The sequence below is a fragment of the Enterobacter cloacae complex sp. S1 genome (genome assembly GCF_014930525.1).
In the GTDB taxonomy this organism is placed as follows: domain Bacteria; phylum Pseudomonadota; class Gammaproteobacteria; order Enterobacterales; family Enterobacteriaceae; genus Enterobacter; species Enterobacter hormaechei_C.
This window is the reverse complement of sequence record NZ_JADBRE010000003.1, coordinates 102,860-127,816: the sequence shown is the minus strand read 5'-3', so window position 1 is coordinate 127,816 and position 24,957 is coordinate 102,860. Positions and strand designations below refer to the sequence as shown.

At 56.1% G+C, this 24,957-nt stretch carries 27 protein-coding genes; 22 read left to right on the top strand and 5 right to left on the bottom strand.

Features of this window, described 5'->3' with window-relative positions:
- The 4 genes from IM290_RS21570 to IM290_RS02465 all read left to right on the top strand — a co-directional run.
- Positions 1 to 197, top strand: a 197-nt coding sequence (locus IM290_RS21570) for a hypothetical protein (RefSeq protein WP_227009292.1), incomplete at its 5' end; no start/stop codon positions are given.
- Between the two features lie 99 nt (positions 198 to 296).
- Positions 297 to 1,268: a TRAP transporter substrate-binding protein gene (locus IM290_RS02475; RefSeq protein ID WP_193041574.1), complete on the top strand. Its 972-nt coding sequence runs from the start codon at positions 297 to 299 to the stop codon at positions 1,266 to 1,268.
- A gap of 12 nt (positions 1,269 to 1,280) precedes the next feature.
- Entirely contained in the window at positions 1,281 to 1,790 is a 510-nt protein-coding gene (locus IM290_RS02470; RefSeq protein ID WP_193041575.1) for a TRAP transporter small permease, read from the top strand.
- A gap of 10 nt (positions 1,791 to 1,800) precedes the next feature.
- Positions 1,801 to 3,087 (top strand): TRAP transporter large permease, encoded by a 1,287-nt coding sequence (locus tag IM290_RS02465; RefSeq protein WP_193041576.1) that lies wholly within the window; start codon positions 1,801 to 1,803, stop codon positions 3,085 to 3,087.
- Positions 3,088 to 3,186: 99 nt separating this feature from the next.
- Here the strand turns inward: IM290_RS02465 and zntA are convergent, their stop codons facing one another.
- Together zntA and IM290_RS02455 are read right to left on the bottom strand one after the other, a co-directional pair.
- Positions 3,187 to 5,358, bottom strand: coding sequence for a Zn(II)/Cd(II)/Pb(II) translocating P-type ATPase ZntA (zntA, locus tag IM290_RS02460; protein WP_193041577.1), 2,172 nt, complete (start codon positions 5,356 to 5,358; stop codon positions 3,187 to 3,189).
- Positions 5,359 to 5,434: 76 nt separating this feature from the next.
- Positions 5,435 to 6,061 carry a lysoplasmalogenase gene (locus IM290_RS02455; RefSeq protein ID WP_003861515.1) on the bottom strand — a complete coding sequence of 209 codons (627 nt, stop codon included), beginning with the start codon at positions 6,059 to 6,061 and terminating at the stop codon, positions 5,435 to 5,437.
- Positions 6,062 to 6,190: 129 nt separating this feature from the next.
- Here IM290_RS02455 and IM290_RS02450 point away from each other — a divergent pair, with 129 nt between their 5' ends.
- The 6 genes from IM290_RS02450 (at position 6,191) to IM290_RS02425 (ending at position 9,423) form a co-directional block, all read left to right on the top strand.
- The gene (locus IM290_RS02450) at positions 6,191 to 6,550 is read left to right on the top strand and encodes a DUF2500 domain-containing protein (RefSeq protein WP_193041578.1); all 360 of its coding nucleotides are present in this window, start codon (positions 6,191 to 6,193) and stop codon (positions 6,548 to 6,550) included.
- Positions 6,551 to 6,788: 238 nt separating this feature from the next.
- On the top strand, positions 6,789 to 7,268 hold the full coding sequence (locus tag IM290_RS02445) for an Hcp family type VI secretion system effector (protein WP_045348725.1): 480 nt from the start codon (positions 6,789 to 6,791) through the stop codon (positions 7,266 to 7,268).
- 6 nt (positions 7,269 to 7,274) lie between these two features.
- Positions 7,275 to 8,156 (top strand): hypothetical protein, encoded by an 882-nt coding sequence (locus IM290_RS02440; RefSeq protein ID WP_226875967.1) that lies wholly within the window; start codon positions 7,275 to 7,277, stop codon positions 8,154 to 8,156.
- 1 nt (position 8,157) lies between these two features.
- Positions 8,158 to 8,664, top strand: a complete 507-nt coding sequence (locus IM290_RS02435; RefSeq protein ID WP_193041579.1) for a DUF1240 domain-containing protein — start codon at positions 8,158 to 8,160, stop codon at positions 8,662 to 8,664.
- Between the two features lie 14 nt (positions 8,665 to 8,678).
- Positions 8,679 to 8,915 carry a hypothetical protein gene (locus IM290_RS02430; RefSeq protein ID WP_193041580.1) on the top strand — a complete coding sequence of 79 codons (237 nt, stop codon included), beginning with the start codon at positions 8,679 to 8,681 and terminating at the stop codon, positions 8,913 to 8,915.
- The gene (locus IM290_RS02425; RefSeq protein WP_226875968.1) at positions 8,902 to 9,423 is read left to right on the top strand and encodes a DUF1240 domain-containing protein; all 522 of its coding nucleotides are present in this window, start codon (positions 8,902 to 8,904) and stop codon (positions 9,421 to 9,423) included. Before IM290_RS02430 ends, IM290_RS02425 begins: the two co-directional genes overlap by 14 nt.
- Before the next feature lie 50 nt (positions 9,424 to 9,473).
- Here the strand turns inward: IM290_RS02425 and IM290_RS02420 are convergent, their stop codons facing one another.
- Both IM290_RS02420 and rsmD read right to left on the bottom strand, forming a co-directional pair.
- On the bottom strand, positions 9,474 to 9,755 hold the full coding sequence (locus IM290_RS02420; protein ID WP_015571478.1) for a DUF1145 family protein: 282 nt from the start codon (positions 9,753 to 9,755) through the stop codon (positions 9,474 to 9,476).
- Positions 9,739 to 10,341 (bottom strand): 16S rRNA (guanine(966)-N(2))-methyltransferase, encoded by a 603-nt coding sequence (gene rsmD, locus IM290_RS02415; protein WP_193041581.1) that lies wholly within the window; start codon positions 10,339 to 10,341, stop codon positions 9,739 to 9,741. Before rsmD ends, IM290_RS02420 begins: the two co-directional genes overlap by 17 nt.
- Before the next feature lie 127 nt (positions 10,342 to 10,468).
- Here rsmD and ftsY point away from each other — a divergent pair, with 127 nt between their 5' ends.
- From ftsY to livJ, 6 genes are all read left to right on the top strand, one after another.
- Entirely contained in the window at positions 10,469 to 11,929 is a 1,461-nt protein-coding gene (gene ftsY / locus IM290_RS02410) for a signal recognition particle-docking protein FtsY (RefSeq protein ID WP_193041582.1), read from the top strand.
- A gap of 2 nt (positions 11,930 to 11,931) precedes the next feature.
- Complete coding sequence (gene ftsE, locus IM290_RS02405) at positions 11,932 to 12,597, top strand: cell division ATP-binding protein FtsE (RefSeq protein ID WP_006812284.1); 666 nt, start codon at positions 11,932 to 11,934, stop codon at positions 12,595 to 12,597.
- Positions 12,590 to 13,645: a permease-like cell division protein FtsX gene (ftsX, locus tag IM290_RS02400; RefSeq protein ID WP_017384126.1), complete on the top strand. Its 1,056-nt coding sequence runs from the start codon at positions 12,590 to 12,592 to the stop codon at positions 13,643 to 13,645. Before ftsE ends, ftsX begins: the two co-directional genes overlap by 8 nt.
- Positions 13,646 to 13,895: 250 nt before the next feature.
- On the top strand, positions 13,896 to 14,753 hold the full coding sequence (gene rpoH / locus IM290_RS02395) for an RNA polymerase sigma factor RpoH (protein WP_000159624.1): 858 nt from the start codon (positions 13,896 to 13,898) through the stop codon (positions 14,751 to 14,753).
- A 260-nt stretch (positions 14,754 to 15,013) separates the two neighbouring features.
- Positions 15,014 to 16,279: a 4-aminobutyrate--2-oxoglutarate transaminase gene (locus IM290_RS02390; RefSeq protein ID WP_193041583.1), complete on the top strand. Its 1,266-nt coding sequence runs from the start codon at positions 15,014 to 15,016 to the stop codon at positions 16,277 to 16,279.
- A gap of 197 nt (positions 16,280 to 16,476) precedes the next feature.
- On the top strand, positions 16,477 to 17,577 hold the full coding sequence (gene livJ, locus IM290_RS02385; protein ID WP_015571474.1) for a branched chain amino acid ABC transporter substrate-binding protein LivJ: 1,101 nt from the start codon (positions 16,477 to 16,479) through the stop codon (positions 17,575 to 17,577).
- 161 nt (positions 17,578 to 17,738) lie between these two features.
- On the opposite strand, the gene panM is transcribed toward livJ, so the two are convergent.
- On the bottom strand, positions 17,739 to 18,122 hold the full coding sequence (gene panM, locus IM290_RS02380) for an aspartate 1-decarboxylase autocleavage activator PanM (protein WP_133983284.1): 384 nt from the start codon (positions 18,120 to 18,122) through the stop codon (positions 17,739 to 17,741).
- A gap of 424 nt (positions 18,123 to 18,546) precedes the next feature.
- On the opposite strand from panM, the gene livK reads away from it, so the two are divergent.
- From livK to ugpB, 6 genes are all read left to right on the top strand, one after another.
- Complete coding sequence (gene livK, locus IM290_RS02375; RefSeq protein ID WP_047654382.1) at positions 18,547 to 19,656, top strand: high-affinity branched-chain amino acid ABC transporter substrate-binding protein LivK; 1,110 nt, start codon at positions 18,547 to 18,549, stop codon at positions 19,654 to 19,656.
- 46 nt (positions 19,657 to 19,702) lie between these two features.
- The gene (livH, locus tag IM290_RS02370) at positions 19,703 to 20,629 is read left to right on the top strand and encodes a high-affinity branched-chain amino acid ABC transporter permease LivH (protein WP_193041584.1); all 927 of its coding nucleotides are present in this window, start codon (positions 19,703 to 19,705) and stop codon (positions 20,627 to 20,629) included.
- Entirely contained in the window at positions 20,626 to 21,903 is a 1,278-nt protein-coding gene (locus IM290_RS02365) for a high-affinity branched-chain amino acid ABC transporter permease LivM (RefSeq protein ID WP_003861542.1), read from the top strand. The genes livH and IM290_RS02365 overlap by 4 nt, the downstream gene beginning before the upstream one ends.
- Positions 21,900 to 22,664, top strand: a complete 765-nt coding sequence (gene livG / locus IM290_RS02360) for a high-affinity branched-chain amino acid ABC transporter ATP-binding protein LivG (RefSeq protein WP_131492771.1) — start codon at positions 21,900 to 21,902, stop codon at positions 22,662 to 22,664. The genes IM290_RS02365 and livG overlap by 4 nt, the downstream gene beginning before the upstream one ends.
- Position 22,665: 1 nt before the next feature.
- Positions 22,666 to 23,379, top strand: coding sequence for a high-affinity branched-chain amino acid ABC transporter ATP-binding protein LivF (gene livF / locus IM290_RS02355; protein WP_015571469.1), 714 nt, complete (start codon positions 22,666 to 22,668; stop codon positions 23,377 to 23,379).
- Positions 23,380 to 23,637: 258 nt separating this feature from the next.
- The gene (gene ugpB / locus IM290_RS02350; protein ID WP_193041585.1) at positions 23,638 to 24,954 is read left to right on the top strand and encodes a sn-glycerol-3-phosphate ABC transporter substrate-binding protein UgpB; all 1,317 of its coding nucleotides are present in this window, start codon (positions 23,638 to 23,640) and stop codon (positions 24,952 to 24,954) included.
- Positions 24,955 to 24,957 lie beyond the last annotated feature (3 nt).

Genomic DNA, 24,957 nt, shown 5'->3' with positions numbered 1-24,957 from the left:
CGCATCCCTGCGCCTCGCCCCGGCCTACAGGAAACGCCTCAGCGATTTACAGCCGGACCGAGGCATCGCTGAAAGCCCTCAGTTATTCTGAGGCAACGTTATCGCTTTTGCTTTCAAATTACTGGGGAACCCTCTCCCACGGGGAGAGGGAGAAAACCGTTCTAAACCATCGTTTCAAAATTTCGCGCTTTTTGTGAGGCGCTTCACCCTCCCTTTTCCAGCCGTAGTCTAATTTTTAAGCGTCAAAAACTAAAACATCGTTTTAACGCTTATCTCACTACCCTGGAGTTGACTCAATGAAAACGACCCTCAAGCCGTTACTGGCCGCTCTGTGTCTGTCTGCTTTTGCCTGCTCCGTTTCCGCCCAAACCATTAAAGCGGCGGATGTCCACCCCGAAGGCTACCCGAACGTGGTGGCGGTGCAGCACATGGGTGAAAAGCTCAAACAACAAACCGACGGCAAGCTGGAGATCAAGGTCTTCCCCGGCGGCGTGCTCGGGGATGAAAAGCAGATGATTGAGCAGGCGCAGATGGGGGCAATCGACATGATCCGCGTCTCGATGGCGCCTGTTGCCGCCATCCTGCCGGATATCGAAGTGTTTACGCTTCCCTACGTATTCCGCGATGAAGACCACATGCACAAGGTGATCGACGGGGATATCGGCAAGCAGATTGGCGACAAGCTGACCGCGAACCCGAAATCTCGCCTGGTGTTCCTCGGCTGGATGGATTCCGGTACCCGTAACCTGATCACCAAAGAGCCAATCGTCAAACCGGACGATCTGAAAGGGAAGAAAATCCGCGTGCAGGGTAGCCCGGTCGCGCTCGCCACGCTGAAAGACATGGGGGCAAACTCGGTGGCGATGGGCGTGAGCGAGGTTTACAGCGGCATGCAAACCGGCGTGATTGACGGCGCGGAGAATAACCCGCCGACCTTTATCGCCCACAACTACATGCCGGTTGCCAAAAACTACACCTTGAGCGGCCACTTTATTACCCCCGAAATGCTCCTCTATTCAAAAGTGAAATGGGACAAGCTCAGCGCCGACGAGCAGCAAAAGGTCCTGACTCTGGCCCGCGAGGCGCAGTTCGAGCAGCGTAAGCTGTGGAATGCCTACAACGACCAGGCGCTGGCAAAAATGAAAGCGGGCGGGGTGCAGTTCCACGACATCGACAAAACGGTGTTTATCAAGGCTACGGAGCCGGTGCGCGCCCAGTATGGCGACAAGCATCAGGATCTGATGAAAGCCATCGCTGACGTCCAGTAAACCGGAGTACGTATGTCCGAACTCTACCTGAAGTGGATGGACCGTCTGTACCTGCTCGCCATGACCGTGGCGGGCGTCTCGCTGCTGGTCATGACGATAGCGATCCCGATTGGCATCTTCTCGCGCTACGTGCTTAATCGCGGCGAATCCTGGCCGGAGCCGATCGCCATTATCTGCATGGTGACGTTTACCTTTATCGGCGCGGCGGTGAGCTACCGCGCCGGGTCGCATATTGCGGTCAACATGCTCACCGACCGCCTGCCCGCGTCGCTGCAAAGAGTGTGCGCGCGGATGGTGGATCTGCTGATGCTGCTAATTTCAGGCCTGATGTGCTGGTACAGCTACTGGCTGTGCGTCGAGCTGTGGGAGCAGCCAGTGGCGGAGTTTCCGCTTCTGACCTCCGGCGAAAGCTATCTGCCGCTACCTGTCGGGTCGGCCATTTTGATCCTGTTTGTGCTTGAACGCCTGCTGTTTGGCTCGCAGGAAAACCGTCCGGTCGTGCTGATCGGCAATCACAGTTAAGGGGTGAACAATGGATGCGTTTGTTTTGTTATTCACCCTCGCCATTTTGCTGGCGCTGGGGATGCCGGTGGCCTTCGCCGTCGGCTTAAGCGCCGTGGCGGGCGCGCTGTGGATTGACCTGCCGCTGGAGGCGCTGATGATCCAGATCACCAGCGGGGTGAATAAATTTACCCTGCTGGCGATCCCGTTCTTCATTCTTGCCGGGGCGATCATGGCGGAAGGGGGCATTGCCCGACGGCTGGTCAACTTCGCGTACGTTTTTGTCGGCTTTATTCGCGGCGGGCTGTCGCTGGTGAATATCGTTGCGTCAACGTTCTTCGGCGCGATTTCCGGCTCGTCGGTGGCGGATACGGCGTCTATCGGCAGCGTGATGATCCCGGAGATGGAGAAGAAGGGCTATCCGCGCGAATACGCGGCGGCGGTGACGGCCAGCGGGTCGGTGCAGGCGATCCTGATCCCGCCCAGCCACAACTCGGTGATTTACTCCCTGGCGGCAGGGGGAACGGTCTCCATCGCCACGCTGTTTATCACGGGCGTGCTGCCGGGCCTGCTGCTGGGCGTGAGCCTGATGGTGCTCTGCCTGTGCTTCGCCCGCAAGCGCGGCTATCCGAAGGGGGACAAAATCCCGTTCAGGCAGGCGCTGAAAATCATGCTCGATGCCCTGTGGGGGCTGATGACGGTGGTGATTATCCTCGGCGGGATCTTGTCCGGGATATTCACGGCGACCGAATCTGCCGCCGTGGCCTGCCTGTGGGCGTTCTTCGTCACCATGTTCATTTACCGCGATTACAAGTGGAATGAACTGCCGAAGCTGATGTGCCGCACGGTGAAAACCGTCACCATCGTGATGATTTTGATTGGCTTTGCCGCGGCGTTTGGCGCGGTAATGACCTACATGCAGCTGCCGATGCGCATCACCGAATTCTTCACGTCGCTGTCCGATAACAAATACGTGATCCTGATGTACCTCAACATCATGCTGCTGCTGATTGGCACGCTGATGGACATGGCGCCGATCATCCTGATCCTGACCCCGGTACTGCTGCCGGTGACCAACTCGCTGGGGATCGATCCGGTGCATTTCGGGATGATCATGATGGTGAACCTGGGGATTGGGCTTATCACGCCGCCGGTCGGGTCGGTGCTGTTCGTGGCGAGCGCGGTGAGCAAGCAGAAAATTGAAACCGTAGTGCGGGCGATGCTGCCGTTTTACGGTATGTTGCTGGTGGTGCTGGGGATGGTGACGTACATCCCGGCGATATCATTGTGGCTGCCGGGGGTGTTAGGGATGCAGTGACGCCGTTTTATGCCGGGTGGCGGCTACGCCTTACCCGGCCTACGGTTACGGTTCGGAGATGTTGTAGGCCCGGTAAGGCGTAGCCGCCACCGGGCGTTTTTACCGACGGCGCAACAGCCGCAACGCGTTCGCCGTAACCAGCACCGTCGCCCCCGTATCCGCCAGTACCGCCAGCCACAGTCCGGTCATGCCGAGCAGCGTGGTGACCAGGAAAATCCCCTTCAGACCCAGCGCAATGCCGATGTTCTGCCGAATATTGGCGCGCGTCGCCCGCGCAAGATCTATCATCTGCGCCAGCCCGGTCAGGCGGTTGTGGGTCAGCGCCGCGTCGGCGGTCTCCAGCGCCACGTCGGTGCCGCTGCCCATCGCAATGCCGATGGTGGAAGCCTTCATTGCCGGGGCATCGTTTATCCCGTCCCCGACCATCGCCAGCGGGGCATGACCGTTCAGATCGGTTACCGCGCTGACTTTATCCGCAGGCAACAATCCGGCCTTAAACTCCAGCCCCAGCTCGCCAGCAATCGCCGCCGCCGCGAGCGGGTTATCACCGGTCAGGATCACGCCCTGTACCCCCAGCTTGTGCAGCGCGTCGACGGCGTCTTTCGCATCGTCACGCAGGGTGTCGCGCAGCGCCAGCATGCCCATCGGTACACCGTCCTGCATCACGGCAACGACCGTCTGCCCGGCCTGCTCTAATGCCTCAACCTGTGGATTCGGGAACGCGCCTGCCGCGGCGATCAGCACTTTTTTGCCTTCGACCACAGCCTCAATCCCTGACCCGACCAGCGCTCGCTGGGCGGTTGCCGGAGGGATGCTCAGCCCGCGCCCCTTCGCTTCACGCACAATCGCCTGCGCCAGAGGGTGGGTGGAGCCCTGCTCCACGGCAGCGGCCAGCGTCAGCAGGGCGTCTTCACTAATGTCCTGCGGATACACGCCGGTCACCTGCGGCTTGCCGACGGTCAGCGTGCCGGTTTTATCGAAGGCGATGTGCTGAATCTGGCTCAGCTGTTCCAGCGCCGCGCCGCCCTTAATCAGCGCCCCGCGACGTGCCGCCGCCGCCAGCCCTGAGGTAATCGCCGCCGGGGTGGAGATCACCAGCGCACACGGACAGCCGATCAGCAGCAGCGTCAGCCCTTTGTAAATCCAGCCCTCCCACGGCGCGCCGAAGAACAGCGGCGGGACGACGGTGACCAGCAGCGCCACCAGCATGATGGCGGGGGTGTAAATCCGGCTGAAGCGATCGATAAAGCGTTCTACCGGCGCGCGGCGCTCCTCGGCTTCTTCTATCAGCCTGAGGATGCGGTCGATGGCGCTGTCGCCCGGTTCGGAAAGGACCGTCAGCAGCACCAGTCGGTCGACGCTGGTGGCGCCCGCAGGCACCTTTTCACCTGCCGCGCGCGCTACCGGGATGGATTCCCCGGTCAGGGCGCTTTCGTCAAAGCTCGCGGTGGCGGTAATGAGGGTCCCATCGGCTGGCAGACGTCCGCCTGCGGGCACTTCAATCACGTCGCCCGGGCGCAGGGTGTTGATGGCGACCGTTTCACGCTGACCATGAATAACCCGCGTGGCGGTTTCCGGCTTCAGCGCCATCAGCGCGCTCACCCCTTTACGCGCCCGACTCGCCGCCCAGCCCTCAAGGCGTTCGCCAATTAAGAACAGCAGCAGCACCATCGCCGCTTCCGCCGTCGCGCCAATAAACAGCGCCCCGATAGCCGCCACGCTCATCAGCGTTTCGATGGCAAACCAGCTGCCGCTTCTCATCAGACGCAGCGCCTGACGCGCAATCGGGAACAGGCCAACCAGCGTGGTGGCGATAAACGCCAGGCTGCCGAGCGGGTGGTTGATTTGCTCCAGCCCCCAGCTCAGGGCCATCATGATGATGAGGGTAATGAGCGGCAGATTTTCTTTTAGCGGGGACGTTTTTTCTGCGGGCGCCGTTTCGCTGCGCAGGGTATAACCCGCTTTGCTGACGGCGGCTTCAACCTGTCTGCTGACGTCGTTTTCGGCGCTGACCAGCAGCTTTTCGGTAGCGAACAGCACCTGAACGTGGTTCACACCCGGCACCTGCTTCACCGCATTTTCCACTTTACGGGCACAGGCCGCGCAGTCCATGCCGTTGACCACCCAGCTGTAGTGACTGCCGTTTTCAGGCAGCGCTTCGGTCCGGGTTTCGCACGCGCCCTCGCAGCAGCAGTCCTCTTTTGGCGGAACCGGGCTGAGCTTAAGTGCCGAGAATTGGGGAACTTTTTTAGGTATTTCTGGAGTCGACATGGCAGTCTCCGGTAATGATAATTTTCTCATTAACCGCAGCATACACTCTGGAGTCGACTCCAGAGTCAAGCGTTATTTAGATATACAGCGAACGCACAATCAGGAAGTGTCCGGCAAAGTAACAGGCGGCGGAAATCGCATTATCCGCACGGAAGCGGCGGCGATAGTGGCTGCCCAGCCAGACGATATTACCCAACAGCAACAGTGCGGCACCGAAGAACGCGGACATCGCAGGCGCTGTCGGACGGAAGAACCACAGCTCGCCCGCCAGCCACACCATCACCAGCGTCATGGCGATAAACGTACAGACCGGCAGACGCATCTCTTCCAGACGCGACCAGATCACCGCGATCAGCAGGGCGCCAATCACCAGCAGCACCAGCGGCAGCGGCCAGAAGAAGGAGAGCGTCATCTGGCTGGCAAAGTAGATGGTATAGAGCAGATGCGACAGGAAGAATGCCCCCACGGCGTACAGCAGGCGCTGGCGCGGCAGCAGGGTTAAGGCATCGCCAATCAGGGAAGCACACAGCCCCGCGAGGACAAGATAGCTAACGGCGTTAAACATCGGGGCCTGCCAGGCAAGCAACAGCAGGAGTAATAGCGTGACGGGTTTAAACAACCAGCGCTGCCAGGCTGGGCCACGGTAAGACGCATCGACGTAAAGCCATGCGGAAAAACAGACAGCGATAAATGACCAAAGCATATTAACTCCCTGTAACTGTTGAGGCTGAATGATCAGTTCCTGATCCAGTGTAGTGACGCGAGCGGGCGTTTGGCAATGCCGGGGCAGGCGAGGTATCCTGAATTCCGCATAATCTGATGGGATTTTTCAATGAGCAAGATGCCGCTGTTTTTCATTATCGTGGTGGCGATTATCATCATTGCCGCCTCGTTTCGCTTCGTGCAGCAGCGCCGTGAGAAGGCCGACAATGACGCCGCGCCGCTGATGCAAAAGCGCGTGGTGGTGACGAACAAGCGTGAGAAGCCGCTTAACGACCGCCGCTCCCGCCAGCAGCAGGTGACGCCTGCGGGCACAACGATGCGCTATGAAGCGAGCTTTAAGCCGGAAACCGGCGGGCTGGAGATGACCTTCCGCCTGGAGGCGCAGCAGTACCACCAGCTGACGGTGGGGGAGAAAGGCACGCTGAGCTACAAAGGGTCGCGGTTTGAAGGGTTCATGGCGGAGCAGTAATCTGTTGATCGGCGCTGAGTCTTCTTACCAGTGCCGATCGTAAATTCAATAGATATATATAGCGTGGAGTAAATATAATTGTGGTTTATGTTTTATAAAAAATATTCTGTTTTATATTCCCATTAGTGACTTAAAATATCGTTTGCATCACTATCTTACCCAGCATTTCTTAATATGATCTTATCATTGTTATTGTATGAATATATAAATTTATAATTCAAATGGATAAGGTATTTAGATGGCGAATACAATGTGGTTGACGTTGAAGGGACAATCGCAGGGAATGATTTCTGCTGGATGCGCGTCGTTAGATTCAATAGGGAATAAATCACAGCCTGCCCATCGAGATCAGATTATGGTCATGGCAATTAATCATGGAATGAGTCGGGCGCAAAATGTAAATCATCAGTGTTTGACGTTTATTAAACCTGTGGATAAATCCTCGCCGTTGTTGGGGAAAGCCATTACTGACAATGAAACGCTAAGCTGTGAATTTAGCTTTTATCGCACCAGTCAGACTGGTTTAAACGAATGCTATTACTCACTAAAACTGATTAATGCCAGAATATCCAGCTTCCATCTACAGGTGCCGCATACCATTGATGACAGTGCGGGTCAGCCAGAAGAAATGATCGAATTGTCATACGAATCTATTGCCTGGGAGCATCGTATTGCTGGAACCAGCGCCTACAGTATCTGGGATGAGCGAATTTTTTAAGGACCCATGATGGAAGGTTATAATGACTGGATAGGGGATCATCGTGAAGATATTCTCAGAGGAAATAACTGGCAGCGTAATTTGCGTTTCGAAAATGAAATCAAGCAGCTGAAAAATAGCCTGGGCAACAATGCCAACCACATTATGCTGCTCACGCCTGACGAGGCGCAGGGTGTGATTGACGATTTGTTAGGTAGTCAGCCTGTTGGCTTTTCTACTACCTATGCCGGTAACATCAAAGAGACGGTTTCTGCGACTAAGAATCTGTCGAAGCTATTTTCTTATCAGCAGGCCGGAAAGATTGTTTTCACTTTAAAAGGTCTTGGGATCAAAGCAACGCAGTATGCTTATCAGGGAAAAATGTATGTGAAGATTACGGGCTACCCTTCTCTGCGACGCATTCTTAACGGAACCCGTTACCGGATTAATCATCCCAAAGTGCTTGAGGTTGGCATTGGTAGCGTCGGGTTTCAAAACGGCATTATGTCAGGAGCCCGATTCTGCATCTGGTTTTCCGCATGCTGGCGGTTGGTTGAGTTGATCTTCAAATCTGACCATGACGTCGCCGCATTCCTGGGGAATGTGACGATGGATGTGGCGAAAGTTATTGTGGGGGTTTTTGTTTCGAGATTGGCTGGAAGGGGGGCTGTGTGGTTCGTATCAACATTTGTAGCGAGTGCGGCTGTTCCTGTATGGGGGCAAATAGTTTGTATAGTTGCATTAGGTATAATTATTGCTTCTGCATTGAATGTTATCGATAAAAAGTACAAATTATCAAATGAACTTATAGATTGCCTGAGAAAGGGGCTGAAAGAGCAGCAGAAAATTGCAGAGTGGAACGCCCGAAACTCGGTATATGGAAGTTCATTTTACCGGGGGGATTACTGATATGAGCATTAACATCAATCTCGATAAAATAAAGACACGATGTGGTTGTTTTTTTTGCTTGATCTTATTTAGTGGTATCACTTGGGGTTGTTATGAAGCGAGCGTGCCAGCCATAGTCGAACTCATTCAATTAAGAAGTATTGTTTATTTTTTATGGGGATCGTTTTTTGTATTGTTTGTTTTTCCGGTTTCTTGTTGTTTTGTTTTAGTTATTGCATACGTGACCTTTACGAAAAAAATGCGGCCACCCAAGTTTGTTGCTAAAGGAATTACCATCGGCTTTCACGTTATGGGGGCAGGATTTGTTATTGGCAACATTCTCTCGTTTATCGTCATATTTTATCCCCTGGGAACCAACTATGTCTTATGTGAACGTCCAGGGCCCTTTTCGGGAACGTATTACACCAAAACGGAAGAGATTTGCACGCAGGTAAAATACTTGCTTAAAACAAGAGCCAGAGATATCCAAAAATTGAATGACCAGCTGGACGGCGTATCGACGCAGTGAGGGGGAATGTGACGATGGATGTGGCGAAAGTGATTGTGGGTATTTTTGTTTCGAGATTGGTTTGGAGTATTTCCTCGTTGGCTATATCACCATTTATAGCGAGTGCAGCTGTTCCGGTTTGGGGACAAATAGTCTGTGTGGTTGCATTAGGTGTAAATATTGCTTATGCGCTGCAAGGGCAGCAAAAAATCGCAGCATGGAACGCTCGAAACTCGGTATATGGAAATTCATTTTCCCATGGGAATTACTGATATGGGCGTTAAAATTAGTTTTGATAACATAAAAAAAAGATGTTTTTTATTTCTGGTTATTACTTTCTATTGTGGGTTTATATGGTTGGCTTACTATACGAGTATGCCTGATGTCATTGATTTGGTTGAATCAAGAAGCATTGTTTATTATTTTTGGGGCTCCTTTATTGGCATGCTATTCATTCCTGCTCTTTGTTATTTTGCATTTGTGTTTGTATTTGTGTTTTTTACGAAAAACCTTCAGGCTCCCAAGCTCCTGGCGAAAGGAATAACCCTTGCTTATCACTATTTCGGTGTAGTATTCATTATTGGCATGCTACTCTCGTTTATCGTCATATTTTATCCCCTGGGAACCAACTATGTCTTATGTGAACGTCCAGGGCCCTTTTCGGGAACGTATTACACCAAAACGGAAGAGATTTGCACGCAGGTAAAATACCTGCTTAAAACAAGAGCCAGAGATATCAAAAAACTGAATGACCAGCTGGACGGCGTATCGTCACAGTGATGGTGTTACGTAGGCCCGGCTCGCTGCGCGCCACCGGGCAATAGCGCACCTTACTTCTTCACCTGCGCCTTAAACTTTTTCATCCACACCAGCAGCTCAAACACGCCGAAAATAAACACCCGCAGCTGTTGCCAGCCGGTCATCGGTGGGCCATCTTTCGGCAGACCGTTTTTCAGCATCACCATCTGCAAGGCATGCATGAACGCGGTAAAAATCAGCGCCACGTTAATAAAGATATTCAGCGGGCGCGGGAACGGGTGCACCAGATTCAAAATCAAAAATGCCCAGACGCCCAGCATCAGTACGCGCCCTACGTTAATCAGTACTGGCATCGGTTCCTCCTTGTGCCTGACGGTGATACAGACGATAAGCCACCTGGCCGGCGACCTTCTCGCGGTGCAGATCCCAGTGAACGGGAACGGGCGGCAGGCCATTTTCCACTTCGCTTTCAACGTAAATCAGCGCGTCGTCTGCCAGCCAGCCATTTTTTTCCAGCAACGATAATGTCTCTTCCAGCAGCCCTTTACGGAACGGCGGGTCAACAAACACCACGTTGTACGGCGTCCCCTGTTGGGCGAGGAAGCTCAGCGTGTTGGTATTCACCACTTTCGCGTTGGTTGCCTTCAGCGTAGCCAGATTTTGCTGCAACGTCTGCGCGACGCCGCGCTCCATCTCCAGCAGCGTGGCGCTGGCGGCATAACGCGACAGCGCTTCCAGCCCCAATGCACCGCTTCCGGCGAAGCAGTCCAGGCAGTTGGCGTCTACCATAGACGGGGCGAGCCAGTTAAACAGCGTCTCGCGAACGCGGTCCGTGGTGGGGCGTAAACCGGGGCTGTCCGGCACCGGTAATTTCCGGCCTCGCCACTGACCGCCGATAATGCGAATTTGACCGGCCGGGGCGCGGGTGGGTTTCTTCATCTCAGGAAAGCTCTGTTAACCATTGCCCTGCGATTGCGGGCGGTGATGTCAATTAAGTAAAGTGTTAGACTATTTCATCATTTTTTTAGCTTCCCTGTATATAGCGCCGCGAGGAGTGTAGTCGCAGATGGCAAAACAAAAAAAACGTGGCTTCTTTTCCTGGTTGGGTTTCGGTGAAAAAGAGCAAGAAACAGAACAGAAAACCGAAGAACAGCAGGTTGTAGAAGAGCCGTCACAGCCTGAAACGCCTGTCGAAACCGCTGCGGTTGTCGAAGCGGAAGAGCCAGCCCACAGCAAAGAAGAGATTGAATCCTTTGCCGAAGAGGTGGTTGAGGTTACTGAACAGGTTCAGGAGAGCGAAAAACCAGAGCCGGTTATCGTTGAAACCCTTAACGAAGCGCCGCAGGCCACTATCGAACACGAAGAGCTGCCGCTGCCGGAAGAGGTGAAAGCTGAAGAGGTTTCTGCCGAAGAGTGGCAGGCCGAAGCGGAAACCGTTGAAGTTGTTGAGGCGGTGGAAGAAGAAGCGGCCCTTGAGCCAGAGCTGACCGACGAAGAGCTGGAAGCCCAGGCGCTGGCGGCGGAAGCGGCTGAAGAAGCGGTCATCGTCGTGCCGGTGGAAGAGCAGGCCGAAGAAGAGATCGTTCAGGAGCAGGAAAAACCGACCAAAGAAGGTTTCTTCGCGCGCCTGAAGCGCAGCCTGCTCAAAACCAAAGAAAACTTAGGTTCCGGATTTATCAGTCTGTTCCGCGGCAAAAAGATCGACGACGATCTGTTTGAGGAGCTGGAAGAGCAACTGCTGATTGCGGACGTGGGCGTGGAAACCACCCGGAAGATCATCGCCAACCTGACCGAAGGGGCGAGCCGCAAACAGCTGCGTGACGCCGAGGCGCTGTACGGCCTGCTGAAAGACGAGATGGGTGAAATTCTCGCAAAAGTTGACGAACCGCTTAATATTGAAGGCAAAATGCCGTTTGTTATCCTGATGGTTGGCGTCAACGGCGTGGGCAAAACCACCACCATCGGCAAGCTGGCGCGCCAGTTTGAGCAGCAGGGCAAATCGGTGATGCTGGCGGCGGGCGATACCTTCCGTGCGGCAGCGGTGGAACAGCTTCAGGTGTGGGGCCAGCGCAACAATATACCGGTCATTGCCCAGCACACCGGCGCGGATTCCGCGTCCGTGATTTTCGATGCCATCCAGGCGGCGAAGTCGCGTAACGTGGACGTGCTGATTGCGGATACCGCAGGGCGTTTGCAGAACAAATCGCACCTGATGGAAGAGCTGAAGAAAATCGTTCGCGTCATGAAGAAGCTGGACGAAGATGCACCGCATGAAATTATGCTGACTATCGACGCCAGCACCGGACAGAACGCCATCAGCCAGGCGAAACTGTTCCATGAAGCGGTAGGACTGACCGGGATCGCGCTGACCAAGCTGGACGGTACCGCGAAAGGCGGGGTGATCTTCTCCGTGGCTGACCAGTTCGGCATTCCTATCCGTTACATCGGTGTGGGCGAGCGTATTGAGGATTTACGTCCGTTTAAAGCGGACGACTTTATTGAGGCACTATTTGCCCGAGAGGACTAACAATGATTCGCTTTGAACACGTCAGCAAGGCCTATCTCGGCGGGAGACAAGCGCTACAGGGGGTGACATTCCACCTCCAGCCAGGCGAGATGGCATTCCTGACCGGCCATTCCGGCGCGGGGAAAAGTACCCTGCTCAAGCTGATCTGTGGGATCGAGCGGCCAAGCGCCGGGAAAATCTGGTTCAGCGGCCATGAAATTAGCCGTCTTAAGAACCGTGAAGTGCCGTTCCTGCGTCGTCAGATTGGCATGATTTTCCAGGATCACCACCTGCTGATGGATCGCACGGTTTTCGATAACGTCGCGATCCCGCTGATTATTGCCGGCGCCAGTTACGATGATATCCGCCGTCGCGTTTCGGCGGCGCTGGATAAGGTCGGGCTGCTGGACAAAGCGAAGAACTTCCCGATCCAGCTCTCCGGCGGTGAGCAGCAGCGCGTGGGTATCGCCCGCGCGGTAGTGAACAAGCCTGCCGTTTTGCTGGCGGATGAACCGACCGGTAACCTGGACGATGCCCTCTCTGAAGGGATCCTGCGTCTGTTTGAGGAATTTAACCGCGTGGGGGTCACGGTACTGATGGCGACGCACGACATGGGGCTGATCTCCCGCCGTTCGTACCGCATGCTGACCCTGAGCGACGGGCATTTGCACGGAGGCCACGGTGAATAAGCGTGATGCAATGAACCAGATTCGGCAGTTCAGCAACCGGTTTGACCGTTTCCGCAAGCCTCAGGGCGGCGGGGACGGCAATCGCAATGCGCCTAAGCGTGCCAAAGCGGCACCGAAACCGAACTCCCGCAAAACCAACGTCTTTAACGAGCAGGTGCGGTACGCCTTCCAGGGCGCGTTGCAGGATCTGAAAAGCAAACCGCTGGCGACGTTCCTGACGGTGATGGTGATTGCCATCTCCCTGACGCTGCCCAGCGTCTGCTACATGGTTTACAAAAACGTAAACCAGGCGGCGTCCCAGTACTATCCGTCGCCGCAGATCACCGTTTATCTGGATAAAGCCCTCGACGATAACGCGGCGGCTCAGGTGGTGGGGCAGATTCAGGCCGAGCAGGGCGTGGAGAAGGTGAACTATCTTTCCCGCGATGAAGCGCTGGGTGAGTTCCGCAACTGGTCCGGATTCGGCGGCGCGCTGGATATGCTTGAAGAGAACCCGCTGCCCGCGGTGGCGGTGGTGATCCCGAAACTCGATTTCCAGGGCACGGATTCGCTCAACACCCTGCGCGACCGCATTACCCGCATTAACGGGATTGATGAAGTGCGCATGGACGACAGCTGGTTTGCCCGTCTTGCCGCCCTGACCGGGCTGGTAGGACGCGTGTCGGCGATGATCGGCGTGCTGATGGTGGCGGCGGTGTTCCTCGTCATCGGTAATAGCGTGCGCCTGAGCATCTTCGCCCGTCGCGATACCATCAACGTGCAGAAACTGATTGGCGCAACGGATGGTTTCATCCTCCGCCCGTTCCTTTACGGCGGCGCGTTATTAGGTTTTTCTGGTGCATTTCTTTCACTGATATTGTCAGAAATTTTGGTGATGCGGCTGTCGTCAGCCGTGACTGAAGTGGCGCAGGTTTTCGGAACTAAGTTTGATATCAGTGGCTTAGGGTTCGATGAGTGCCTGCTGTTGCTGCTGGTGTGCTCCATGATCGGCTGGGTGGCGGCATGGCTGGCAACGGTTCAACATTTACGCCACTTTACTCCCGACTAATAAAAGCGTGATATAATCTTTCCCTGCACCGAGATGTTCGCTTGCAGGGAAAGCGTCCCTGTTGTCTCTTCCCCTGTAATCATCTTCATGTCACATTTTGTGCGTAATTTATTCACTGTTGCACCTGGAACTTGTGGATAAAATCACTGTCTGATAAAAGAGTGAATGCTAATCTCGTTGCTCAAACGCTTTGGCATGGTTGTTGCCTGACGGGGACAACCTGGACCAGAAGAAACATTGAGAGGAATGAATGACCAAAGAAATGCAAACTTTAGCTTTAGCCCCTGTTGGTAACCTGGAATCTTACATCCGGGCTGCTAACACCTGGCCGATGTTAACGGCTGAGGAAGAAAAGGAGCTTGCTGAAAAGCTGCATTACCAGGGCGATCTGGAAGCAGCTAAAACGCTGATCCTGTCTCACCTGCGCTTTGTTGTTCACGTTGCTCGTAATTATGCGGGCTACGGCCTGCCGCAGGCGGACCTGATTCAGGAGGGTAACATTGGCCTGATGAAGGCGGTACGTCGCTTTAACCCGGAAGTGGGTGTGCGACTCGTCTCCTTCGCCGTGCACTGGATCAAAGCGGAAATTCACGAATACGTCCTGCGTAACTGGCGTATTGTGAAAGTCGCCACGACGAAAGCGCAGCGCAAACTGTTCTTCAACCTGCGTAAAACCAAGCAGCGTCTGGGCTGGTTCAATCAGGATGAAGTGGAAATGGTGGCGCGCGAGCTGGGCGTTTCCAGCAAAGACGTCCGCGAGATGGAATCCCGTATGGCCGCGCAGGACATGACGTTTGATATGTCTGCCGACGATGACGCGTCCGACAGCCAGCCGATGGCCCCGGTTCTGTATCTACAGGATAAAACCTCTAACTTTGCTGACGGCATTGAAGAGGATAACTGGGAAGACCAGGCGGCGAACAAGCTGACCTTCGCGATGGAAGGCCTCGACGAGCGTAGCCAGGATATCATCCGTGCCCGCTGGCTGGACGAAGATAACAAGTCCACGTTGCAGGAACTGGCCGACCGCTACGGCGTCTCCGCTGAACGTGTGCGTCAGCTTGAAAAGAACGCCATGAAAAAACTTCGCGCCGCTATCGAAGCGTAATTTCCGCGAAGTACACCTTTAGCCGAAATAGTTCAGGCTGCGGGAAGGCGGCAAACGAGTGAATCCCGATGAGCTTACATCAGTAAGTGATTCGGGTGAACGAGAGCAGCCAACGCACCTGCGGCTTGAAATATGAAGGATAAAAACCCTCGAATGCAAATTCGGGGGTTCTGTTTTTTTAGCGCCCGCTCTGGCGAATTTCTTCCCCCTGGCAAACACTTACTGATGCGCTAAGCAGGCGACTTTCAGAGGGTGACAGGGTGAAAAATAACGAACTGAACGACCGGCGTTTACAGGCGACGCCGCGCGGTATCGGCGTCATGTGTAACTTCTATGCCGATGAAGCCGAAAACGCCACGGTGTGGGACGTGGAAGGTAACGAGTATATTGATTTTGCCGCCGGGATCGCCGTGCTGAATACCGGGCATCGCCATCCTAAAGTTATCGCTGCCATCGAAAAACAGCTTCACGCCTTTACCCATACCGCTTATCAAATCGTCCCCTATGAAGGTTATGTGGCGCTTGCCGAGCGCATCAACCAGCGCGTACCCATAGAGGGGCCAGCCAAAACCGCCTTCTTCTCAACGGGGGCGGAAGCGGTCGAAAACGCGGTGAAAATCGCCCGCGCGTACACCAGACGTCCCGGCCTTATCACCTTCGGCGGCGCGTTCCACGGCCGTACCTTTATGACCATGGCGATGACCGGCAAAGTGGCGCCCTATAAGCTCGGCTTCGGCCCGTTCCCCGGCTCGGTGTACCACGCGCAATTCCCCAACAGCCTGCACGGGGTTAGTACCGCCGAAGCGCTAAAAAGCCTGGAGCGCATCTTCAAAGCCGATATCGCGCCCGATCAGGTGGCGGCAATCATTATTGAACCGGTTCAGGGCGAGGGCGGGTTCAACGTCGCGCCCGCTGATTTTATGCAGGCGCTGCGTGCCCTGTGCGATACCCACGGGATTTTACTGATTGCCGACGAAGTGCAAACCGGCTTCGCTCGTACCGGCAAGCTGTTCTCCATGGAAAACCACTGCGTGAAGCCCGATCTGATCACCATGGCGAAAAGCCTGGCGGGCGGGATGCCGCTCTCTGCCGTCTCTGGCCGGGCTGAGGTGATGGATGCGCCCGCCCCGGGCGGGCTGGGCGGAACCTACGCGGGTAACCCGCTGGCGATTGCGGCTGCCCATGCGGTGCTGGACGTGATTGACGAGGACGATCTCTGCACCCGCGCGGCGCATCTCGGGCATCATCTGGTCGAGGTGCTGAATAAAGCGAAGGATGGCTGTCCGTATATCGCCGATATCCGTGGGCAGGGCTCGATGGTGGCGGTGGAATTTACCGATCCGCAAACCGGACAGCCGTCACCGGAGTTCACCCGTGAAGTACAAGCGCGTGCATTGCAGGAAGGGCTGTTGCTGCTGAGCTGCGGCGTCTATGGCAACGTCATCCGCTTCCTGTATCCGCTCACCATCCCTGAGGTTCAGTTCCGCAAGGCACTGGACATTATCTCTGCGGCGCTGACTCGTTAAAGCCAGAAGCCCGACGGAAATCTCTGTCGGGCTTAGCATATATACATTTCAAATTAGCTATTCCAAAATCATAAAAATGGGGTATGTTTTAGCAGAGTATGCTGAAAAAGCGCGAACAGCACGCCTATAACTGAAATAAAGCGCTACACAACAACATCACAACAATCGTTATAACCATAATAATGGGGAATCTCAGGATGAACATGAAGGGTAAAGCGTTACTGGCAGGATGTATCGCGTTGGCATTCAGCACTATGGCGCAGGCCGATATTAAAGTGGCCGTGGTGGGCGCGATGTCCGGTCCGGTAGCACAGTACGGCGACCAGGAATTTACCGGCGCGGAACAGGCGGTTGCAGACATTAATGCCAAGGGCGGCATCAAGGGCGAAAAGCTGCAAATCGTAAAATATGACGATGCCTGTGACCCGAAACAGGCGGTCGCGGTGGCGAACAAAGTGGTAAACGACGGGATCAAATACGTTATTGGTCACCTGTGCTCCTCTTCCACCCAGCCCGCGTCTGACATCTACGAAGACGAAGGCATTCTGATGATCACGCCAGCCGCGACGGCGCCAGAGCTGACCGCGCGCGGCTATAAGCTGATCCTGCGTACCACCGGTCTGGACTCCGATCAGGGGCCAACCGCCGCGAAATACATCGTGGAAAAAGTGAAGCCGCAGCGCATCGCGATTGTTCATGACAAACAGCAGTACGGCGAAGGCCTGGCCCGTGCGGTGCAGGATAACCTGAAAAAAGCGAACGCCAACGTGGTGTTCTTTGACGGTATTACCGCCGGTGAGAAAGACTTCTCGACCCTGGTCGCGCGTCTGAAGAAAGAAAATATCGATTTCGTTTACTACGGCGGCTACCACCCGGAAATGGGGCAGATCCTGCGCCAGGCGCGTGCGGCGGGTCTGAAGACGCAGTTCATGGGGCCAGAAGGTGTCGCGAACGTTTCCCTGTCTAATATCGCGGGTGAATCCGCTGAAGGGCTGCTGGTGACCAAGCCGAAGAACTACGACCAGGTGCCTGCGAACAAACCTGTTGTCGATGCCATCAAGGCGAAGAAACAGGATCCAAGCGGTGCGTTCGTCTGGACCACCTACGCAGCGTTGCAGTCTCTGCAAGCGGGCCTGAACCAGTCAGCCGATCCGGCGGAGATTGCCACCTGGCTGAAAGCGAACTCGGTGGAAACCGTGATGGGGCCGCTGTCCTGGGATGAGAAGGGCGATTTGAAGGGCTTCGAGTTCGGCGTGTTTGACTGGCATGCCAACGGCACGGCGACTGACGCAAAATAAACGCAAAAAGGCAACGCAAGTTGCCTTTTTTAATGTTTTCTCCCTCTCCCCGTGGGAGAGGGCCGGGGTGAGGGCATCAGCCCGCTCAGCCCTCTTTTGCCCGGTGGCGCTTCGCTTACCGGGCCTACAATGAGCACCTCGCAGCCGCCCCCGGCTCTCTTTTAGCGCTTCTCCCATCCGTTCGCCTGCGCCGTAAACCCTAACGCCTGCATAAACGCCGCCATTACGCCGCGATCCTCCACGCCCACGTCGGCCATCCACCAGGAGGTTACGCTCGGGTTTTCGTGGATCACCTCTTCAATCAAATACTGCCCGACCCCGCGACGACGGGTCACGTCGCGCACGCGCAGGGAGTCCAGCGCCCCTTCCGTGCCGCTCAGCGTTACGCGGACGGCGGCCAGCAGACGTTCATTAAAACGCGCGGCATAGATGCGGTGGTTTTCATCGACGGCCAGCGATGAAGGGGAATATTCCGGCCAGATCTTGCCCAGGTCGATACGATCCTGGTCGCTAAAGGTCACCAGACGCACGATAGTCAGTTTCATTAGCTGCTTGTCCAAATCAAAAAGAGTAGGGCCAGTGTACTCAATTTATTTGCTCAGGCGCTTTCTCTTTTTCTTCCCATTTACCAGGTGATTAGTTTTTTGGCAGCGCAATGGGCAGTTTGAAAACACATGGATCGAAAAATAAGCAGAATTTTAACCTGAAGGGCAGTGATTTATTCGGCGCTTTGTACCGTTATTTTATGCTGCAAACCGCGCTTTTATTTGTTTATCTCCGCCTGATTTCAGAATATTATCTTTGCTTAATCGCCTGAAAAATAGAGATTTTAGTCTGGTTTTTGACAAAAAACTGCGCTAAACCATTAAAGGCACTGGTAAAAATAGCGTTGTTCATAAAAAGTACAGAATGCTTTTTAACCATAATAAAACAAAATATAAACATGACATCACGAATGGGGATTCAGAGATGAAAAGGAACGCGAAGACGTTAATCGCGGGGATGGTCGCACTGTCGATCTCGCATGCCGCTATGGCAGACGACATTAAAGTTGCGGTAGTGGGGGCGATGTCCGGCCCTGTTGCCCAGTGGGGTGACATGGAGTTCAACGGCGCGCGTCAGGCCATCAAAGATATCAACGCCAAAGGCGGCATCAAAGGCGACAAGCTGGTAGGCGTGGAGTATGACGACGCCTGCGATCCTAAACAGGCCGTCGCGGTCGCCAATAAAATCGTCAACGACGGTATCCAGTACGTCATCGGGCACCTGTGTTCTTCCTCCACGCAGCCTGCGTCTGATATCTACGAAGACGAAGGCATTCTGATGATCACCCCGGGTGCCACCAACCCGGAACTGACCCAGCGCGGCTACCAGCACATCATGCGTACCGCCGGTCTGGACTCCTCTCAGGGGCCAACCGCCGCCAAATATATCCTCGAAACCGTTAAGCCGCAGCGTATCGCCATCATCCATGACAAGCAGCAGTACGGCGAAGGCCTGGCGCGTTCCGTGCAGGATGGCCTGAAAAAAGGCGGCGCAAACATCGTCTTCTTCGACGGCATTACCGCTGGTGAGAAAGACTTCTCCGCGCTGATCGCCCGTCTGCAAAAAGAGAACATCGACTTCGTTTACTACGGCGGCTACTACCCGGAAATGGGGCAGATGCTGCGCCAGGCGCGCGCCACCGGCCTGAAAACCCAGTTTATGGGGCCAGAGGGCGTCGGTAATGCCTCCCTGTCCAACATCGCGGGCGATTCTGCCGAAGGCATGCTGGTGACGATGCCAAAACGCTATGACCAGGATCCGGCGAATAAGGCTATCGTGGATGCGCTCAAGGCGCAGAAGAAAGATCCGAGCGGTCCGTACGTCTGGATCACCTACGCGGCCGTGCAGTCTCTGGCCACCGCGCTGGACCGTACCGGCAGTAAAGAGCCGCTGGATCTGGTGAAAGATTTAAAAGCACACGGGGCGAACACCGTGATTGGGCCGCTGAACTGGGATGAGAAAGGCGATCTGAAGGGATTTGAGTTTGGTGTCTTTAAGTGGCACGCCGACGGGTCTTCCTCGGTCGCCAGATAATCATCCCACCGCCCGGCTCACCGGGCGCGTATAAAAAGGTTTTCTTATGTCCGAGCAGTTTCTCTACTTCTTGCAGCAGATGTTTAACGGCGTCACGCTGGGAAGCACCTACGCGCTGATCGCCATCGGCTACACGATGGTTTACGGCATTATCGGCATGATCAACTTCGCCCACGGCGAGGTGTACATGATCGGTAGCTACGTCTCCTTTATGATTATCGCCGCGCTGATGATGATGGGCATCGACAGCAGCTGGCTGCTGGTCGCCGCCGGGTTTGTCGGCGCGATTGTGATTGCCAGCGCCTACGGCTGGAGTATTGAACGGGTGGCCTACCGGCCGGTGCGCAGCTCCAAACGCCTGATCGCGCTGATCTCCGCCATCGGTATGTCCATTTTCCTGCAAAACTACGTCAGCCTGACCGAAGGTTCACGCGACGTGGCGCTGCCAAGCCTGTTTAACGGCCAGTGGATTGTGGGGGTCAGCGAAAACTTCTCTGCCACCATCACCACCATGCAGCTGGTTATCTGGGTTGTGACCTTTATTGCCATGCTGGCCCTGACCCTGTTCATCCGCTACTCACGCATGGGACGCGCCTGCCGCGCCTGCGCGGAAGACCTGAAGATGGCGAGCCTGCTCGGCATCAACACCGACCGCGTGATTGCCCTGACCTTCGTGATCGGCGCAGCGATGGCGGCGGTGGCTGGCGTGTTGCTCGGCCAGTTCTACGGCGTAATCAACCCGTACATCGGCTTTATGGCCGGGATGAAAGCCTTCACCGCGGCGGTACTGGGCGGCATCGGCAGCATTCCGGGCGCGATGATCGGCGGCCTGATCCTGGGCGTGGCCGAAGCGCTCTCCTCGGCGTACCTGAGCACAGAATATAAAGACGTGGTGTCGTTTGCCCTGCTGATTCTGGTTCTGCTGGTCATGCCTACCGGTATTCTGGGCCGTCCGGAGGTAGAGAAAGTATGAAACCGATGCATTTTGCAATGGCGCTGCTCTCTGCGGCCATGTTCTTCGTGCTGGCGGGCGTCTTTATGGGCGTCCAGTTAGGACTGGACGGCACTAAGCTGGTGGTGGATACCGCTCCCGACATCCGCTGGCAGTGGGTGTTTATCGGCACCGCTGTGGTGTTCCTGTTCCAGCTGTTGCGTCCGCTGTTCCAGAAGACGCTGAAAAACGTCTCCGGGCCGAAATTCGTCCTGCCGGCGATCGACGGTACAACGGTGAAACAGAAGCTGTTCCTTGTGGCGCTGCTGGTGGCTGCCGTGGCGTGGCCGTTCATGGTATCGCGTGGGACGGTGGATATTGCCACCCTGACCATGATCTACGTGATTCTGGGGCTCGGTCTGAACGTGGTGGTGGGGCTGTCTGGCCTGCTGGTGCTGGGCTACGGCGGGTTCTACGCCATCGGCGCGTACACCTTCGCGCTGCTGAACCACTATTACGGCCTCGGCTTCTGGACCTGTCTGCCGCTGGCGGGGCTGGTCTCTGCCGCGGCGGGCTTCCTGCTCGGCTTCCCGGTGCTGCGCCTGCGCGGTGACTATCTGGCGATTGTGACCTTAGGCTTCGGCGAAATCGTCCGTATCCTGCTGCTCAACAATACCGAAGTGACCGGCGGCCCGAACGGCATCAGCCAGATCCCGAAACCGACCTTCTTCGGCCTGGAGTTCAGCCGTACCGCCCGCGAAGGCGGTTGGGACACCTTCAGCAATTTCTTTGGCATCAAGTACGATCCGTCCGACCGCGTGATCTGGCTCTATCTGGTGGCGCTGCTGCTGGTGGTGATTACCCTGTTTGTGATCAACCGTCTGCTGCGCATGCCCCTCGGCCGCGCGTGGGAAGCGCTGCGCGAAGATGAAATTGCCTGCCGCTCGCTGGGCCTGAACCCGACCCGCATCAAGCTGACCGCGTTTACCATCAGCGCCGCGTTTGCCGGTTTCGCCGGAACGCTGTTTGCCGCACGTCAGGGCTTCGTCAGCCCGGAATCGTTCACCTTTGCCGAATCCGCCTTTGTGCTGGCGATTGTGGTGCTCGGCGGAATGGGCTCGCAGTTCGCCGTGATCCTCGCGGCTATCCTGCTGGTGGTCTCCCGCGAGCTGATGCGCGACTTTAACGAATACAGCATGTTAATGCTGGGTGGTTTGATGGTGCTGATGATGATCTGGCGTCCGCAGGGTCTGCTGCCGATGACCCGTCCACAGCTGAAGCTGAAACGCACACAGGCGAAAGGAGAGCAGGCATGAAGCCTTTATTATCCGTTAACGGCCTGATGATGCGCTTTGGCGGCCTGCTGGCGGTCAACAATGTGAATCTGGATCTGTACAAGAAAGAGATTGTCTCCCTGATTGGCCCGAACGGCGCGGGAAAAACCACGGTCTTTAACTGTTTGACCGGCTTCTACAAGCCGACGGGCGGCACCATCATGCTGCGCGACCAGCACCTTGAAGGGCTGCCGGGCCAGCAGATTGCCCGCATGGGCGTGGTGCGTACCTTCCAGCACGTGCGTCTGTTCCGCGAGATGACGGTGATTGAGAACCTGCTGGTGGCACAGCATCAGCAGCTGAAAACCGGCCTCTTCTCCGGCCTGCTGAAAACCCCGGCCTTTCGCCGCACGCAGGAGGAGGCGCTCGACCGCGCCGCGACCTGGCTCGACCGTATCGGCCTGCTCCAGCACGCCAACCGCCAGGCGAGCAACCTCGCTTACGGGGATCAGCGTCGCCTTGAGATCGTGCGCTGCATGGTGACCCAGCCGGAGATCCTGATGCTCGACGAACCAGCGGCAGGCCTTAACCCGAAAGAGACCAAAGAGCTGGACGAGCTGATTGCCGAGCTGCGCGACCATCACGACACCACCATCCTGCTGATTGAGCATGACATGAAGCTGGTGATGGGCATTTCGGACCGTATCTACGTGGTAAACCAGGGCACGCCGCTGGCGAACGGCACGCCGGAAGAGATCCGCAACAACCCGGACGTGATCCGCGCATACCTTGGTGAGGCATAAGATGGAAAAAGCGATGTTAACGTTCGACAAGGTCAACGCGCACTACGGCAAGATCCAGGCGCTGCATGACGTCAGCCTGCACATCAATCAGGGCGAAATCGTCACCCTGATTGGCGCCAACGGCGCGGGTAAAACCACGCTGCTCGGCACCCTGTGCGGCGACCCGCGCGCCACCAGCGGGCGGATTGTGTTTGACGGCAAAGATATTACCGACTGGCAGACGGCTAAGATCATGCGTGAAGCGGTGGCGATTGTCCCGGAAGGGCGCCGTGTATTCTCCCGCATGACGGTGGAAGAGAACCTGGCGATGGGCGGTTTCTTCGCCCATCGGGATGAATTCCAGACCCGCATCAAGTGGGTATACGAACTCTTCCCGCGCCTGTGGGAGCGTCGTATTCAGCGAGCGGGCACCATGTCCGGCGGCGAGCAGCAGATGCTGGCGATTGGCCGCGCGCTGATGAGCCAGCCGCGCCTGCTGCTGCTGGACGAGCCGTCGCTCGGCCTGGCGCCGATCATCATCCAGCAGATCTTCGATACCATCGAGCAGTTGCGCAAAGAGGGGATGACCATCTTCCTCGTCGAGCAGAACGCCAACCAGGCGCTGAAGCTCGCCGACCGTGGCTACGTGCTGGAGAACGGCCGCGTGGTGCTCTCCGATACCGGTGACGCGCTGCTGGCGAACGAGGCGGTGCGGAGTGCGTATTTAGGCGGTTAATCGCATTTCCCCCTCACCCTAACCCTCTCCCTCAAGGGAGAGGGAACCGATCGCTTCTCTCCCTCTCCCTGTGGGAGAGGGCCGGGGTGAGGGCACCAGACCGCACCCAACCCCTTCACACAACCATCATCCCCCTGACGCCTGGCTGTCACTTATCTGTAAACAAACAGTTATTTTTCTGTCATTCGAGCATGTCATGTTACCTCGCGAGCATAAAACGCGTGATATCGCGCATCCGGCACAATAAGAGAGATGACAATGACATCGTTACGACACACAGCTTTGGGTCTGGCACTGGGTCTGGCTTTTGCGACAAACGCAATGGCTGTGACCACCATTCCGTTCTGGCATTCCATGGAAGGGGAGTTGGGTAAAGAGGTTGACTCCCTGGCGCAGCGTTTCAACGACACCCACCCGGATTACAAAATTGTGCCGGTGTACAAAGGCAACTACGAGCAGAGCCTGAGCGCGGGCATCGCCGCCTTCCGTACCGGCAACGCGCCTGCCCTGTTACAGGTTTATGAAGTGGGTACCGCCACCATGATGGCCTCCAAAGCCATCAAGCCGGTCTACGAGGTGTTCAAAGATGCGGGCATCAACTTCGACGAATCACAGTTCGTGCCGACCGTAGCGGGTTACTACACCGATTCCAGAACCGGCCACCTGCTGTCCCAGCCGTTTAACAGCTCCACGCCGGTGCTGTACTACAACAAAGACGCTTTCAAGAAAGCCGGTTTAGATCCGGAGCAGCCACCAAAAACCTGGCAGGATCTGGCCGAGTACACCGCGAAGCTGAAAGCGGCGGGGATGAAGTGCGGATACGCCAGCGGCTGGCAGGGCTGGATCCAGATTGAAAACTTCAGCGCCTGGCACGGCCTGCCGGTTGCCACCCAAAATAACGGCTTCGACGGTACCGACGCGGTGCTGGAGTTCAACAAGCCGGAGCAGGTGAAGCACATCGCGCTGCTGGAAGCACTCAACAAGAAGGGCGACTTCAGCTACTTCGGGCGTAAAGACGAATCCACCGAGAAGTTCTACAACGGCGACTGTGCCATTACTACCGCCTCGTCCGGCTCGCTGGCGGATATAAGTCACTATGCCAAATTCAACTACGGCGTGGGCATGATGCCGTACGACGCTGACGTGAAGGGCGCGCCGCAAAACGCCATCATCGGCGGGGCGAGCCTGTGGGTGATGCAGGGTAAAGACAACGGCACCTACAAAGGCGTGGCCGAGTTCCTCGACTTCCTGGCGAAGCCGGAAAACGCCGCCGAGTGGCACCAGAAGACCGGCTATCTGCCGATCACCAAAGCCGCGTACGACCTGACCCGCGAGCAGGGCTTCTACAGCAAGAACCCGGGCGCAGACATCGCGACGCGCCAGATGCTGAACAAGCCGCCGTTGCCGTTCACCAAAGGCCTGCGTCTGGGCAACATGCCGCAGATCCGCACCATCGTCGATGAAGAGCTGGAAAGCGTGTGGACCGGGAAGAAAACGCCACAGCAGGCGCTGGACGCTGCGGTAGAGCGCGGGAATCAGCTGCTGCGCCGCTTTGAGCAGTCGACGAAATCGTAATTA